The 13,956-nt window shown below is 62.7% G+C and carries 14 protein-coding genes; 11 read left to right on the top strand and 3 right to left on the bottom strand.

Going from position 1 to position 13,956, the window contains the following annotated elements; all coding sequences use genetic code 11:
- Positions 1–71: 71 nt before the first annotated feature.
- A complete protein-coding gene (locus tag JI748_RS03005; RefSeq protein ID WP_201634941.1) occupies positions 72–1,475 on the top strand; it encodes an FAD-binding oxidoreductase in 1,404 nt (467 codons plus the stop codon).
- A 71-nt stretch (positions 1,476–1,546) separates the two neighbouring features.
- Here JI748_RS03005 and JI748_RS03000 read toward each other — a convergent pair whose 3' ends face one another.
- Entirely contained in the window at positions 1,547–1,939 is a 393-nt protein-coding gene (locus JI748_RS03000; protein ID WP_233280597.1) for a TM2 domain-containing protein, read from the bottom strand.
- On the opposite strand from JI748_RS03000, the gene JI748_RS02995 reads away from it, so the two are divergent.
- The 9 genes from JI748_RS02995 to JI748_RS02955 all read left to right on the top strand — a co-directional run bounded on the left by JI748_RS02995 (position 1,920) and on the right by JI748_RS02955 (position 10,265).
- Positions 1,920–2,675 carry an IclR family transcriptional regulator domain-containing protein gene (locus tag JI748_RS02995; protein ID WP_201634939.1) on the top strand — a complete coding sequence of 252 codons (756 nt, stop codon included), beginning with the start codon at positions 1,920–1,922 and terminating at the stop codon, positions 2,673–2,675. The genes JI748_RS03000 and JI748_RS02995 overlap by 20 nt on opposite strands.
- A gap of 201 nt (positions 2,676–2,876) precedes the next feature.
- Positions 2,877–3,896 (top strand): substrate-binding domain-containing protein, encoded by a 1,020-nt coding sequence (locus JI748_RS02990; RefSeq protein WP_201634937.1) that lies wholly within the window; start codon positions 2,877–2,879, stop codon positions 3,894–3,896.
- Positions 3,897–3,952: 56 nt separating this feature from the next.
- Positions 3,953–5,332 (top strand): phosphate ABC transporter permease subunit PstC, encoded by a 1,380-nt coding sequence (pstC, locus tag JI748_RS02985; RefSeq protein ID WP_201634935.1) that lies wholly within the window; start codon positions 3,953–3,955, stop codon positions 5,330–5,332.
- The gene (pstA, locus tag JI748_RS02980; RefSeq protein WP_201634933.1) at positions 5,329–6,693 is read left to right on the top strand and encodes a phosphate ABC transporter permease PstA; all 1,365 of its coding nucleotides are present in this window, start codon (positions 5,329–5,331) and stop codon (positions 6,691–6,693) included. The genes pstC and pstA overlap by 4 nt, the downstream gene beginning before the upstream one ends.
- Positions 6,694–6,767: 74 nt before the next feature.
- Positions 6,768–7,550 carry a phosphate ABC transporter ATP-binding protein PstB gene (gene pstB, locus JI748_RS02975; protein WP_233280654.1) on the top strand — a complete coding sequence of 261 codons (783 nt, stop codon included), beginning with the start codon at positions 6,768–6,770 and terminating at the stop codon, positions 7,548–7,550.
- A 23-nt stretch (positions 7,551–7,573) separates the two neighbouring features.
- A complete protein-coding gene (gene phoU, locus JI748_RS02970) occupies positions 7,574–8,284 on the top strand; it encodes a phosphate signaling complex protein PhoU (protein WP_201634931.1) in 711 nt (236 codons plus the stop codon).
- Positions 8,285–8,445: 161 nt separating this feature from the next.
- The gene (phoB, locus tag JI748_RS02965; RefSeq protein WP_201634929.1) at positions 8,446–9,147 is read left to right on the top strand and encodes a phosphate regulon transcriptional regulator PhoB; all 702 of its coding nucleotides are present in this window, start codon (positions 8,446–8,448) and stop codon (positions 9,145–9,147) included.
- Between the two features lie 201 nt (positions 9,148–9,348).
- The gene (locus JI748_RS02960; protein WP_201634927.1) at positions 9,349–9,846 is read left to right on the top strand and encodes a DMT family transporter; all 498 of its coding nucleotides are present in this window, start codon (positions 9,349–9,351) and stop codon (positions 9,844–9,846) included.
- Positions 9,843–10,265, top strand: a complete 423-nt coding sequence (locus JI748_RS02955; RefSeq protein WP_201634925.1) for a DMT family transporter — start codon at positions 9,843–9,845, stop codon at positions 10,263–10,265. Before JI748_RS02960 ends, JI748_RS02955 begins: the two co-directional genes overlap by 4 nt.
- Before the next feature lie 57 nt (positions 10,266–10,322).
- Here JI748_RS02955 and JI748_RS02950 read toward each other — a convergent pair whose 3' ends face one another.
- Positions 10,323–11,762 carry an aldehyde dehydrogenase family protein gene (locus tag JI748_RS02950; RefSeq protein WP_201634923.1) on the bottom strand — a complete coding sequence of 480 codons (1,440 nt, stop codon included), beginning with the start codon at positions 11,760–11,762 and terminating at the stop codon, positions 10,323–10,325.
- Positions 11,763–11,783: 21 nt separating this feature from the next.
- On the bottom strand, positions 11,784–12,917 hold the full coding sequence (locus JI748_RS02945; RefSeq protein ID WP_201634921.1) for a fumarylacetoacetate hydrolase family protein: 1,134 nt from the start codon (positions 12,915–12,917) through the stop codon (positions 11,784–11,786).
- A 186-nt stretch (positions 12,918–13,103) separates the two neighbouring features.
- Between JI748_RS02945 and JI748_RS02940 the strand changes: the two genes are divergently transcribed.
- Positions 13,104–13,820 carry an SIMPL domain-containing protein gene (locus JI748_RS02940; RefSeq protein ID WP_201634919.1) on the top strand — a complete coding sequence of 239 codons (717 nt, stop codon included), beginning with the start codon at positions 13,104–13,106 and terminating at the stop codon, positions 13,818–13,820.
- The last annotated feature ends 136 nt before the right edge of the window (positions 13,821–13,956 follow it).

Below are 13,956 nucleotides of genomic sequence, written 5' to 3'. Positions count from 1 at the left end.
TGGGGAATTCATTTGGCCGCTTCTTTATTCCGCCCCTCACACAGCGCCAGTGCGCCACAGAGGAGCAGACCATGAACGTCCATATGCGGGCGAACACCCCCAAGATCACCCCCCTTCTCGCTATTGCGATCGAAGGCCTCGTCATGCGCGTCAGGGGCCGCATCGTAACGCCCGAAGAGTCAGACTACGACGACATCCGCGGCCTCGCACACAGCAACTGGGATCAGCGCCCGCTCTTTGTCGCCCGCGTCGTCGACGCGGCCGATGTTGCCGACGTGGTTGATTTCGCCCGCCGTCATCAGCTCGAAATCGCTGTCCGCAGCGGCGGTCATTCGGTCTGCGGCTATAGCGGCTCTGAAGGCGGCGTCGTTATCGACCTGCGCGATCTCAATGGCCTGGACCTCGACATGGACGACATGAGCGTCTGGGCCGGCAGCGGCCTGACCGCCGGTCAGGTCACAAAGGCGCTTGACGAGCACGGCGTTGCCATCGGCTTCGGCGATTCCGCTACCGTGGGCATCGGCGGCCTCACCTTGGGCGGCGGTGTCGGCTATCTCACCCGCAAGCTGGGCCTCACCATTGACTCGCTGATCGCCGCCGAAATCGTCACCGCCTCTGGCAACATCTTGACCATCAACGAAACCAGCCACCCCGAACTGTTCTGGGCCGTCCGTGGCGGGGGCGGAAACTTCGGTGTGGTGACCCGCTTCCGGTATCGCCTGAACCCACTGCCGGAATTCGTCGGCGGCCCGCTGATCCTTCCAGCCACGGCCGAAAATCTTGCCGGCTTCGTTGCAGCGGCCAAACTGGCACCTGACGAGCTCACCACCATACTTCTCGCCATGCCGGCCCCGCCTCTGCCCTTCATCCCACCCCATCTTGTCGGTCAGACCGTCCTGATGGGCATGATGGCGTATGCCGGTTCCGTGGCTGACGCCCAGGCCGCGCTGGCGCCGTTCCGCGGCTTGACAACCCCGATCGCCGATCTTGTCCGTCCCGGCCCCTACGGCATGATGTACATGCCCGAAGATCCATCGATGAAACCGACCCTCTCGGTCCGAACGCTGTTCAAGAGCGGCATCGACGTAGCCGAAGCTGCAGAAATCCTGGCGCGTCTCGGGCAATGCAGCGCCCCCATGCGCCTTGCCCAAATCCGCATTCTGGGCGGCGCGGCAGGTCGTGTCCCAGCGGAAGCAACCGCCTATGCCCACCGCGACGCCGACCTGCTGATCGGCTTCATGGCCATGGACGGCAGCGCCGAAGCTGCCGCTCGCCACGACATCTGGGCCACCGGCTGCGTCTCCGCTTTGGGCGGGGCTACGCGCGGCACCTATGTCAATTTCTTGGCCGAGGAAGGCCCCGAGGCTCTCCGCGCCTCTTACACATCGCTCACCTGGCAGCGTCTCCAGGAGGTCAAGCGCCGCTACGACCCCACCAACCTGTTCCGCCGCAACCAGAACATCTCGCCAGCCTGATCCTAAAGCTCTAATCTAAGACAAAAGCGGCGGCTTCCCCGGGAAAGCCGCCGCTTTCGTTTATCGCTTTATCAGCGCCGCCCCAGTACCCGGTCGGCAATGCCGCGATTGCGAGAAGCGGCCATGCCGGGGATCAGAAGCGCATCGATGATCCACCACAGCGCCACGAGCGCCCACAAAAAGCCCAGAACGCCGAAGCTCACGAAGCTGAGCAGCAGGACCACGCCCGAAAAGCTAAGCATCATCAACCCGCTCAGCGGCTTGCCGAGATAAAACCTATGCGCGCCGACGTAGCCGAGAAATAGCCAGAGCACATAGGCAACAAGCAGGGACTTCTTCTCGATGTCATATTGGGCGTAAGTACGGTCGTTGGTCATGGTTTCTCCCAGTGGCAGCACATAAATGGTCACCCCTGCCCCGCCTTCAAGAAGCGAGACAAAATCAATGCGCGAAGGCGACATCATCCAGGGGCTGATCCGCGGGCTCGCCGTCATCGAATGCTTCGACGAAGACCATGCCCGTATGTCGATCACCGATGTCGCCGAGCGCACCGGTCTAGAACGTGCCACCGCCCGCCGGTGCCTCCTGACCCTCGCTCATCTCGGCTACGCCACCTATGACGGCAAGTTCTTTCAGCTGACGCCCCGCGTGTTGAATCTTGGCCACTCCTATCTCGCCACCACGCCCCTGCCTCGCCTGATCCAGCCGTTCCTCAACGAACTCTCCCACGCCACCAGCGAATCGACCTCCGCCGCTGTCCTCGAGGGCACCGACATTCTTTATGTCGCCCGCGCCTCTACCCGTCGCGTAATGTCGATCAACCTTGCCCCCGGTGCTCGGCTGCCCGCCTACTGCACCTCCATGGGTCGCACCCTCCTCGCGGCGCTTCCCACGCCAGAGGCCCGTGCCATTCTCGATCGCTCCGATCTCGTCGCCTATACACCTCACACCAAGGCCGATCTCGCCAGCATCACCATCGAGCTCGGCGTCGTCGCTGCTCAGGGTTTTGCCGTTATCGATCAGGAACTCGAACTCGGCCTTTGTTCCATTGCCGTGCCGCTGCTCAATGCCCATGGCAAGATCGTCGCCGCGATCAACATCGGCGCCCAGAGCGCCCGCGCACCCACTTCACGCATGATCGCCAACTTCCTGCCTCTCATGCGCAAGCTCCAGGCCGAGGTCCGCCCCCTCTTGCGCTAATTCCCGCGTCATATTGAGCCCTGCGAAATATAACACTCCACAGGCACCTTAAAAAATAACAAGCAACGTCAGCGTTTTACGCTGTCACAATCCAGTCATTCAGCTGCAATAAAACTGTCGTCGAGCACTTCTATGGTCGCCGCGTCAAAGGGCGGCCTGCACGGTCAGCCAGTACAATCGAATTTGCAAAAGGGACCTCCCATGAAGACCGCACTTTACGCCAGTGCCGCCGTGATCGCGCTTGCCGCTTTCGGCGCCGCCCCCGCCTTTGCCCAGTCGCGCGACACCATCCAGGTTGCCGGCTCGTCGACGGTTCTCCCCTTCGCTTCCATCGTCGCTGAAGAATTCGGCGCTGCTTTCCCCGAATTCAACACGCCGGTCGTTGGCTCCGGCGGTACCGGCGGCGGCTTCAGCCAGTTCTGCGCTGGCGTTGGCGAAAACACCATCGACGTTGCAAACGCATCGCGTCCGATGCGCGATGGCGAGCGTGAAGCTTGCACCGCCGCTGGCGTCACCGACATCCGCGAAGTCCAGTTCGGCTTCGACGGCATCGTCTTCGCCTCCTCGGCCAACGGCCCGGACTTCGCCCTGACCCCGGTTCAGGTCTACAAGGCAATCGCCGCCCAGGTGATGGTTGACGGCGCCATGGTCGACAACCCCTACACCAATTGGTCCGAGATCGACGCTTCGCTCCCCGATCAGCCGATCCTGCTCGCAATCCCGGCGTCTAACCACGGCACCCGTGAAGTCTTCCAGGAACGCGTGATCTCGGCAGGCTTCGAAGAAGCTGGCGTGCCGGAAGGCATGTCGGAAGAAGACATGGAAGCTGCTGAAACCACCTTCCGTCAGGACGTCGTCACCGAAATCTCCGGCGACTACACCGAAACCCTGGCACGCCTCAACGCAGACACCAACACCGTCGGCGTCTTCGGCCTTTCCTTCTACGAACAGAACACCGACACCCTTAAGGTTGCTTCGGTCGACGGCGTCGTTCCCTCCAAGGAAACCGTTGCCGACGGCGAATACCCGGTCTCGCGCCCGCTGTTCTTCTACGTCAAGGGTCAGCACATCGGCGTCATCCCCGGCCTTCAGGAATACACCCAGTTCTTCCTCTCCGAGCAGATCTCGGGTGAGGGCGGCACGCTCGAAGCTGCTGGTTTGATCCCGCAGCCTGCCGAGAAGACCGCTGAGGTCCTGGCCGCTTTCGAAGCCGGCATGTAAGCTCCACAAGGGTCGCGCGAAGCGCGGCCCTTCCCCTTTCCAGCGGGATTGCGCGCATGAACTCCCTGATAATTGCCGTCCTTTTGCTCGCCCTGCTTGGTCTGGCCTACCAGACGGGCTGGATGACCAGCCGCCGCCTTGCGACCCCGAACGGGGTCAAAGTTCACTCCCGCCCCCAATACCATGCTGCTCGCGTTGCCCTGTGGACTCTGGTGCCGGCCCTCGTGATCCTCGCGATCTGGGGCCTTTTCGGCACTGACCTCACGCGCAGCTATGCCGTGTCGCTCATCCCCACGGAAACACTCGTCGCCCTCGACCAGATCGGCCTCAACGCCACGCTGCAGCGCATCTACGCGCTTGCTTCGGGCTATGGTGTCGCCGGCGCCGTCCAGCCGTTTGAGCAGTCCGCTGCCGATGCGCTCCGCAATTTCCAGCTGATCACTTTTCTCGCCCTGATCGCGGCGGTCGCAGCCGTCGGCATCTTCGGCCTGCTCTATGCCCGCTCCCGGATCACGCCACGCCTGCGCGCCCGCAACATCGTCGAAACCGTCGTTACCGCGCTTTTGATCTTCTGCTCGGCAGTCGCGATCCTGACCACAGTCGGCATCGTTCTTTCGCTTCTATCCGAAGCCATCCGCTTCTTCAGCTTCATCAACCCGGTCGACTTCTTCTTCGGAACTGTCTGGAACCCCGGCTTTTCCTCGACCGGCACCGGCAATCATGGCCAGTACGGGCTCCTGCCGCTCCTTACCGGCACCCTCTGGGTCGCGGCGATCGCTTCGCTCGTCGCCGTTCCGATCGGCCTGATGACCGCGATCTACCTGTCCCAATACGCCCCGCGCCAGGTGCGCGCCGTGGTCAAGCCCCTGATCGAAATCCTCGCCGGTATCCCGACCATCGTCTACGGTTTCTTCGCCCTCGTCAGCGTCGGCCCCTTCCTGCGCAATGCGGGTGGCGCGATTGGCCTCAACATCAGCGCCACCAGTGCCCTGACGGCAGGTCTGGTCATGGGCATCATGATCATCCCCTTCATCTCCTCGCTTAGTGACGACATCCTCAACCAGGTGCCCAAGTCCCTGCGCGATGGTGCCTACGGCCTGGGCGCCACCCAGTCCGAAACCATCCGCAATGTTCTCCTGCCCGCCGCCCTCCCCGGCATTGTCGGTGCCTTCCTCCTCGCCGTCAGCCGTGCCATCGGCGAAACCATGATCGTGGTTCTGGCCGCCGGCAACAGCCCGGTGCTGCGCGGAACGCCGCTCGAGCCGATCTCGACCATCACCGTCTCGATCGTCAATCAGCTGACCGGCGACACCGATTTCACCGGTCCGCAATCCCTTGTCGCCTTTGCACTGGGTCTGACCCTCTTCGTCATGACCCTTATCCTCAACATCGTGGCCCTCTACATCGTCCGCCGCTTCCGGGAACAGTACGAATGAGCGAACTTCAGAGCTCCGGTCGCGCGGCCGCCGCCAAGCGCACCCAGACCATCCGTGACGGTCTTCGCAAGCGTCACCGCAGCGAACAGCTGTTCCGCGCCTTGGGCATCCTCGCGATCTGCGCCGCCCTCGGCTTCGTGGGCCTGCTCTTTGCCGACGTTCTGCGCAAGGGTGTCCCAGCCTTCTGGCAGGCCAATCTCCATCTCGACGTGACCTTTGATCCTGAACTGATCGGCGCTGATCCGCGTCCAGTCCGCGCCGAAGGTCAGTCCATCGCCGACTACAATGCAGCCATCCTTGCCTGGCAGCGCAGCATCGCCATGCTGAACTGGAACAATGTCGTCGAAGCCTCGATGCGCAGCGTCACGCCGGCCGATCTCGAGATCGACAGCCGGCAGATCCTGAGCATCCCCGAGACCAATGCTCGCCACGTGATCCGTGAAGCCTTCGTCGCCAATCCCGATTTGATGGGCCAGACCGTCCGCTTCGACCTTCTCGCCTCTGCCAATACCGACAATTGGGTCAAGGGCAATATCGATCGCACCCTGGGTGACGCCCAGCAGCAGCTGTCGGCCCCCGCTCGCCAGCTGATCGACGCCTTGGAGGAAAACGGCACCATCACGCAGGATTTCGCCTGGGGCATTTTTACCAATGTCGATAGCCGCTCCGCCCCCGCGTCGGCAGGCCTGGCCGGCGCCTTCATGGGCTCGCTTTACATGATGCTCGTGGTGATCGTCTTGGCCGTCCCGATCGGAGTCGCCAGCGCCATCTACCTTGAAGAGTTCGCGCCAAAATCGCGCTTTACCGATCTCATCGAGGTCAACATCAACAACCTGGCGGCCGTGCCCTCGATTGTCTTCGGTCTCCTTGGCGCCGCGGTCTTCATCAACTTCTTCCATCTGCCCCGCTCCGCCCCGCTGGTCGGTGGTCTCGTGCTGACCTTGATGACCCTGCCTACCATCATCATTGCCACCCGCGCGGCGCTGCAGGGCGTCTCCCCTGCTTTGCGTCAGGCGGCACTTGGGCTGGGTGCCTCCCGCACCCAGATGGTGTTCCACCACGTCTTGCCCGTGACCTTCCCCTCGATCCTCACCGCAACCATCATCGGCGTTGCCCAGGCTCTGGGTGAAACGGCGCCGCTCCTGCTGATCGGCATGAGCGCCTTCGTGGCCTCGATCCCCGGCTCCGTCGTCGATCAGGCCACCGCGCTGCCGGTCCAGATCTTCCTTTGGCAGGGCAACGAAAACCGCAACTTCTTCGAGGCGCGCACCTCAGCCGCAATTCTGGTGCTCTTGGGCCTCATGATCCTTCTCAACGCCGTCGCTATCTTCCTGCGTACCCGTCTGGAGCGCCGCGCATGACCCAACTGGAGAATTCCCCTATGGATATGATCGCCGGCAAGCCCAAGATGACCCAGCAAACGGTATCGAGCTCCATGAACCCCGCCGAACTTATGGATCGCCAGATCCGTCTCACCGCCCGCGACGTCACCGTCCATTACGGTCCCAAGCAGGCCCTGCACGGCATCTCGATCGACATCCCCGATCGCGCCGTCACATCCTTTATCGGACCGTCGGGCTGCGGCAAGTCGACCTTCCTGCGCTGCATCAATCGCATGAATGACACGATCGAAGGCGCCAAGGTTGGCGGCCGCATCGAGCTCGACGGCCAGGACATCTATGCGCAGGACCTCGACGTTGTCGAACTGCGCGCCCGCATCGGCATGGTGTTCCAGAAGCCCAACCCCTTCCCCAAGTCGATCTACGAAAACGTCGCCTACGGCCCCAAGATTCACGGCATTGCCAGGAACAAGGCTGATCTCGACGAGATCGTCATCTCTTCGCTCCGCAAGGCGGGTCTTTTCGAAGAGGTCAAGGATCGCCTCAACGAGCCCGGCACCGGCCTTTCTGGCGGTCAGCAGCAGCGTCTCTGCATCGCCCGCGCCATTGCCGTCGGCCCCGAAGTCATTCTGATGGACGAGCCCTGCTCGGCCCTTGACCCGATCGCGACCGCCATCATCGAAGAGCTGATCGACGAACTGCGCGAGAACTACACCATCGTCATCGTCACCCACTCCATGCAGCAGGCCGCCCGCGTCTCGCAGAAGACCGCCTTCTTCCACCTGGGCAACCTGATCGAGCAGGGCGACACCGAAGACATCTTCACCAATCCGGTGAACAAGCAGACCCAGGACTACATCATGGGCCGCATCGGCTGATCGCCGAGGCTGGAGGAACTGAAATGCCCAATACTGGCACCGACCACATCGTTACGTCCTACAACGAAGAGCTGCACAGCCTCGCCCAGGCCATCGCCGAAATGGGCGGCCAGGTGGAAGCCGCCATCGAGAACGGCACCCGCGCCCTGCTCAAGCTCGATCGCGAACTGGCCGACGTCACCATCATTGCCGATCAGCGCATCGACGAAATGCAGCGCAAGATCGACGACATGGCCGTTTCCATGATCGCCCGCCGCCAGCCGATGGCTTCCGATCTGCGCGCCATCATCACCTCGGTGCATGTGGCATCCGATCTCGAACGCATCGGCGACATGGCCAAGCAACTAGCCCGCCGTTCGCTCAAGCTCGAAGGTATCAACCTGCAGCCCACCTTCTACAACGGCGTCAAGAACATGACCGCCCTTGTCATGGGTCAGGTCAAGGATGCGCTCGACGCCTATTCGAACCGCGACTCGGCCGCCTCGGTCGAAGTCTGCAACCGCGACGACCAGGTCGATGCGATGCACACTTCACTGTTCCGCGAGCTCCTCACCTACATGATGGAAGATCCGCGCAACATCACCACCTGCACGCATCTCCTCTTTTGCGCCAAGAGCCTCGAACGCATCGGCGACCACGCCACCAACATCGCGGAACGCGCCTACTATCTCGCCACCGGCAAGCAGCTCACCGGCGACGTGCAGGATCTCCAACGCCAGCAGATCAAGGTCTGATCACCTCTCCCTCCGAGAGAGGTCGGCGCAAAGCGCCGGGTGAGGCCGAAACTTGGCACTGCCGTTGCATCCTCCTCCCCCTTCTTCAGGGGGAGGGAAGGTGGGGGTTGGTGCCACAACAATGAACCATCGGGTCACCACCCGACCGACGGAGCACATCCATGCCCGCAACCATCCTCGTCGTCGAAGATGAAGGCGACATCGCCATCCTCCTTCGCTACAACCTTGAAGCAGAGGGTTTTCGCGTCATCACCGCCGAATCCGGTGACGAAGCGCATCGGGCGATCCAGGAAAAGCTCCCTGACCTGATCCTGCTTGACTGGATGCTGCCGGAAATCTCCGGCATCGAACTCTGCCGCCGCCTGCGCGCCCGGGACGAAACCGCTCGCGTCCCCATCATCATGCTGACCGCCCGCGGCGAAGAAGAAGAACGCGTTCGCGGCCTCACGACCGGTGCCGACGACTATATCGTCAAACCCTTCTCGGTCCCCGAACTCGTCGCCCGCATCCACGCTCTGCTGCGCCGGGCGAACCCCAACCTCGTCACCGCCTCCCTCCGCGTCGGTGACCTGGAACTCGACCGGACCACCCACCGCGTGCGCCGCGCCACCCGCGACATCCATCTTGGCCCCACCGAATATCGCCTGCTCGAATACCTGATGCGCCACCCCGGCCGCGTTTATTCCCGCGAGCAGCTTCTCGACGGCGTCTGGGGCAACGACGTCTATGTCGACGAACGCACCGTCGACGTCCACATTGGCCGCCTCCGTCGCGCCATCAACCGTGGCCGCGAATCCGACCCTATCCGCACCGTCCGCGGCGCCGGCTACGCCTTCGACGAACGCTTCGCCGCCGTCGCTTGAGGTGCTGCAACCACCGGCGCCCACCTTCCCCCTTGAGGGGAAGGCAAGCAGAGCTTAGGCCCCCCGGGCCTTAGCGTCGCTCGGAAGGGGGTAGTGGATAGCGTCCCGGGAACCGCCTCTTACCTTTGGTCACCGCGAAGCTGGCAGCGCCCCAGCCCTCCAGCTAAACTCGCGCCACCTCTCCCGAATCGGACTTTCCCCATGTCCATGCCCGCCGCGCAGCGGCCCAAACCGCTGCACCTCGTCCTCGCCTTCGGCAGCGGCGTGCTCCTGACATTCGCCGTCTTCATCAATGCCGAAGCCGGCCGCTACGGCGGCGCGCTCTTTTCGTCCTGGCTCGCCCACGGCACCGGCACCGTCGCCGCCATCCTCTTCCTCGCCGTGCTCTGGCGTCACCAGCGCGCCGAAGCTGCTGCATCGAAGGCCAGGATCGGCAAGGCCCCGCTCTGGGCATATCTGGGTGGCATTATCGGCGCCGCAACCGTCATGTTGACCTCGACATCCGTCAACACCCCGCTGGCCCTCGCCGGCACCCTCGCCCTTGGCCTCGCCGGCCAGGTTCTGCTCAGCCTCGCCGCCGACTTCTGGGGCCTGCTCGGCCTCCCCAAGCGCCGCCTCGATCTCCGCGACGCGGGCGCCGTCGTCCTGATCGTCGCCGGCAGCCTCCTGATCATTCTCTTCGGGCTCAACGCGGCATGATCATCCCCATCATCTTCGCCTTCACCGCTGGCCTCCTCGTCATTCTCAGTCGCCAGGTCAACGGCCGTCTGTCGCTCTCGACTTCGCCGCTGATCTCGTCCTTCTGGAACCACATCGTCGGTTTCGTTTTCTTGAGCCTGGTCGGCCTCGTCATCGGCGGGCTGATACCGCCCAATATCGGCGAGATCCCGTGGTGGGTCTTTTTCGGCGGCCCCATCGGCGTCATCTTCGTGGCCGCCGGCTCCTGGCTCATCACCCGGATCGGTGCCATCAACTCGACCCTTCTCGTCATCTCCGGCCAGATGGTTTCGGGTGTGCTCTTCGATTGGGCGCGCGGTATCCCGGTGACGCTTTGGGCCAGCGCGCTCGGCATCGTCCTCATCATCGCCGGCATGGCGCTGACACAGCGAAAACGTTAGCCCTCCGTTAACAAAAACGGGGCCACGCGGGCCCCGTAGAAGACGTTTTGCGAAAGATCAGCCAGCAGCAGTGTAGGCCGTCTTGACGATGGTGAAGAACTCCTTGGCATAGGTGCCCTGCTCTCGCGAACCATAGCTCGAACCCTTGCGGCCACCGAAGGGCACGTGGAAATCGACACCGGCCGTCGGCACGTTCACCATCACCATCCCGGCTTCCGAATTGCGCTTGAAGTGCGTCGCATATTTGAGCGAAGTCGTGACGATACCGGCACTTAGACCGAATTCCGTATCGTTCGCAGTATGGAGCGCTTCCTCGTAATCCTTCACCCGGATCACCGCCGCCACCGGCCCGAAAATTTCCTCACGGGCAATGCGCATCGAGTTGGTCGCTTCGGTAAAGAGCGTCGGCTGCAGGAAGTAGCCTTCATTGCCCTTCGTAACCCGCTCGCCACCGGCGGCAATCGTGGCGCCTTCCGACTTGCCGATCTCGATATAGTCGGTGTCCTGCTTGAGCTGGTTCGGATCGACCACCGGGCCGATTTCCGTATCCTTATCAAGGGCATCGCCCACGCGAAGACCCGCGGTGCGCGCTGCCAGCGCCTCGACGAACTTGTCGTGGATGCCTTCCGTCACGATCACGCGGCTCGACGCCGTGCAGCGCTGACCGGTCGAGAAAAACGCCGACTGCGCAACAGATTCAACGGCCACCTTGAGATCGGCATCGTCCAGCACGATGGTCGGGTTCTTGCCGCCCATTTCGAGCTGGAACTTGCGGCCAACCTTGATCGAAGCCTCGGCCACGCGCTTGCCCGTACCCACAGAACCGGTGAACGAAACGGCATTGACATCCGGGCTGTCGAGCAAGGTCTGACCAACAACAGACCCCTTGCCCATGACGAGGTTCAGCACGCCCTTCGGCAGGCCAGCACGCTGCAAAATATCCACGATCGCCCAGGTTGACCCCGGCACAAGGTCGGCAGGCTTGATGACGACGGTATTGCCATAGGCAAGCGCCGGCGCAATCTTCCAGGACGGAATGGCGATCGGGAAATTCCACGGCGTGATGATGCCGATGACGCCGACCGGCTCGCGCGTGATCTCGACGGTAAGACCCGGGCGGGCGGAGGGCAGGATTTCACCGTTAAGGCGCAGCGTTTCGCCGGCGAAGAAGTCGAAAATCTGAGCTGCGCGGGTGACTTCGCCAATGCCTTCCGGCAGCGTCTTGCCTTCTTCGCGGCTCAGGAGTTCACCCAGCTCTGCCTTGCGGGCCAGAATTTCCTGGCTGGCCTTGGAGAGGATCGCATGGCGCTCAAGGATGCCCGAGCGCGACCAGGCCGGGAACGCGGCCTTGGCTGCGGCGATCGCCTGCGTGGTTTCCTCGGCCGTGGCGCGCGCATAAACGCCAACCACTTCCTTGATATTGGACGGGTTGATGTTCTCGATCCCGTCGGACCCGACCCATTCGCCGTCGATGAGGTTCTTGTGCAGCTCGGTCATGATGAAGCCTTTCGGGAGAATCTAGAGGAGGTTCGCGCGTGCAAGGTCGCGCAACAGGTGGCTCGCGCCATAGGTCCAAGGCGGACAAACGGTAGATAGGTTCACGCGGTTAGAAAGTGTACCCAGGCTCGGTGTCGATATGGAGACGACATCGCCGACCTTATGGGTAAAGCCCTTGCCGGCGCCATCGCGATCCTTCACTGGCGCGAACATGGTGCCAAGATAAAGCACCAGTCCGTCGGGATACTGATGATGCTGCCCGATCGTTGCGGCAACCAGCGATTCCGGCGTCCGCGAGATTTGCGCCATGTTGGATTGGCCTTCGAGAACGAAGCCGTCGGCCCCCTCGACACGCAGTGCGATCTCGGCCTGCTTGATGGTCTCGAGCGTGAAGTCGCCGTCGAACAGCCGCACGAACGGGCCCAGGGATGCCGAGGCATTATTGTCCTTGGCCTTGCCCAGAAGAAGCGCCGACCGCCCTTCGACGTCGCGCAGGTTGACGTCATTGCCGAGCGTCGCGCCGATGATCTCGCCTTTGGACGTCACCAGAAGCGCCACTTCCGGCTCCGGATTGTTCCAGCTCGATACCGGATGGAGGCCCACTTCGGCGCCATGGCCCACCGCGCTCATCGGCTGGCCCTTGGTGAAGATTTCGGCGTCCGGCCCGATTCCAACTTCGAGATATTGGCTCCAGACGCCCTTCTCGATCAGCCGCTCCTTGACCTTCATCGCCGCGTCCGAACCCGGCACGAGTTGCGACAGATCGGTACCGATCAGGTCAAGAATTTCGCCGCGCAGCGCATCGGCCCGCGACTTGTCGCCCCGCGCCTGTTCCTCGATCACGCGCTCCAACAGCGATACGACAAAGGTCACGCCCGACGCCTTGATCGCCTGCAAGTCAATGGGGGCGAGCAGACGCGGTAAGCCATCGCCACCGGCATAGATTGCATCGACCGGCCCAAGCAGCGTGCCCGCGGCAGTCCGCACATGCTCGGCAGCACGCCCGCTCTCGGCGATATCGCGGACCGTCGCCATGCCGGGGCTGGTGATATCCACCAGTTGCCCGTCACGCACCGTCACGACGCGGGGATAGTCATAGCCCGGCACCTTTGCCCGGCCGATCAGCACTCCGTTTGGGATAGCAGTGGCGCTCATGGGCAGGTCCTCGGCAAAAGTCAGCCAGTGACTAACCAAGCCAACACGGCAACGCAAGGTGAGTAGGGCAAAAATCATACTTTATGCCAAGACGGCGCGGCGAACTCATTCAACTCCGGTTCATCCGCGCCCCATTACTGACGCATTAGCCCGGGAAACGTCCCCGGGCACTTAAAGGAGTTTGCCATGCGTGCCCTCAGCGTTATCGTCCCCCTCGCCCTGCTCACCACCGCCCTGCCCGCCTATGCCGGCACGATATCCATCGAAGGCCGCGGCGAAGTGCGGGCCGCACCCGACATGGCGACCATCAATTCCGGCGTGATGACGCAGGGCGCCACCGCCCGCGAAGCACTCGACGCCAACACCACCGCGATGAACGAACTTCTGGCAACGCTCAAGGAAGCCGGCATCGAGGCGCGTGACATCCAGACCTCCGGCTTCTCGGTCAATCCGAACTACGTCTATTCGGACGCCCGCGACGCCAATGGCTATACCATGCCGCCAAAGATCGACGGCTATCAGGTGTCCAACTCGGTCACTGTCGTCGTGCGCGAACTGGCAGACCTCGGCTCCATCCTCGACCAGTCGGTGACCGTCGGCGCCAACACCGTCAACGGCGTTTCGTTCTCGGTCGCCGATCCGGCTGACCTGCTTAATGAAGCGCGCAAGGCAGCCTTCGCCGATGCGCGCGAAAAGGCCGAGCTCTATGCAGAAGTTGCCGGTGAAACGCTGGGCGATCTGGAATCGGTATCCGAGCGCCAGGATTTCGGCGCGCCGCAGCCCTTCCCGATGTATGCGAGGGCAGATGTAGCGCAGTCGGCCGAGGTCCCGGTGGAATCTGGGGAATTGACCTTCGCCGTCGGCGTTTCGGTGGCCTGGGATTTGGGCAACAGCGCCGACTAATCCACAGCCAACCGCGTCATCGCCTTTTTTTAGACAAACCGGAACGGCCAAAGGCGAGTTGTTACTTGGGGTCACATCTTGATCGGTGCGGCCCCGAGCCCGGATCCCCTCTCACGGGGGGGCTTGGGCGGTGGGG

Source organism: Devosia rhizoryzae, assembly GCF_016698665.1.
In the GTDB taxonomy this organism is placed as follows: Bacteria; Pseudomonadota; Alphaproteobacteria; order Rhizobiales; family Devosiaceae; genus Devosia; species Devosia rhizoryzae.
This window is presented reverse-complemented; position numbering and strand designations above follow the sequence as displayed.

Coding starts and splice junctions, on each gene's coding strand:
- JI748_RS02945 (WP_201634921.1), bottom strand. CDS start 12,917: ATGAGCGCCACTGCTATCCCAAACGGAGTGCTGATCGGCCGGGCAAAG.
- JI748_RS02955 (WP_201634925.1), top strand. CDS start 9,843: ATGATCATCCCCATCATCTTCGCCTTCACCGCTGGCCTCCTCGTCATT.
- JI748_RS02990 (WP_201634937.1), top strand. CDS start 2,877: ATGAAGACCGCACTTTACGCCAGTGCCGCCGTGATCGCGCTTGCCGCT.
- pstA (WP_201634933.1), top strand. CDS start 5,329: ATGAGCGAACTTCAGAGCTCCGGTCGCGCGGCCGCCGCCAAGCGCACC.
- JI748_RS02950 (WP_201634923.1), bottom strand. CDS start 11,762: ATGACCGAGCTGCACAAGAACCTCATCGACGGCGAATGGGTCGGGTCC.
- pstC (WP_201634935.1), top strand. CDS start 3,953: ATGAACTCCCTGATAATTGCCGTCCTTTTGCTCGCCCTGCTTGGTCTG.
- pstB (WP_233280654.1), top strand. CDS start 6,768: ATGAACCCCGCCGAACTTATGGATCGCCAGATCCGTCTCACCGCCCGC.
- phoB (WP_201634929.1), top strand. CDS start 8,446: ATGCCCGCAACCATCCTCGTCGTCGAAGATGAAGGCGACATCGCCATC.
- JI748_RS02940 (WP_201634919.1), top strand. CDS start 13,104: ATGCGTGCCCTCAGCGTTATCGTCCCCCTCGCCCTGCTCACCACCGCC.
- JI748_RS03005 (WP_201634941.1), top strand. CDS start 72: ATGAACGTCCATATGCGGGCGAACACCCCCAAGATCACCCCCCTTCTC.
- JI748_RS02995 (WP_201634939.1), top strand. CDS start 1,920: ATGCGCGAAGGCGACATCATCCAGGGGCTGATCCGCGGGCTCGCCGTC.
- phoU (WP_201634931.1), top strand. CDS start 7,574: ATGCCCAATACTGGCACCGACCACATCGTTACGTCCTACAACGAAGAG.
- JI748_RS03000 (WP_233280597.1), bottom strand. CDS start 1,939: ATGATGTCGCCTTCGCGCATTGATTTTGTCTCGCTTCTTGAAGGCGGG.
- JI748_RS02960 (WP_201634927.1), top strand. CDS start 9,349: ATGTCCATGCCCGCCGCGCAGCGGCCCAAACCGCTGCACCTCGTCCTC.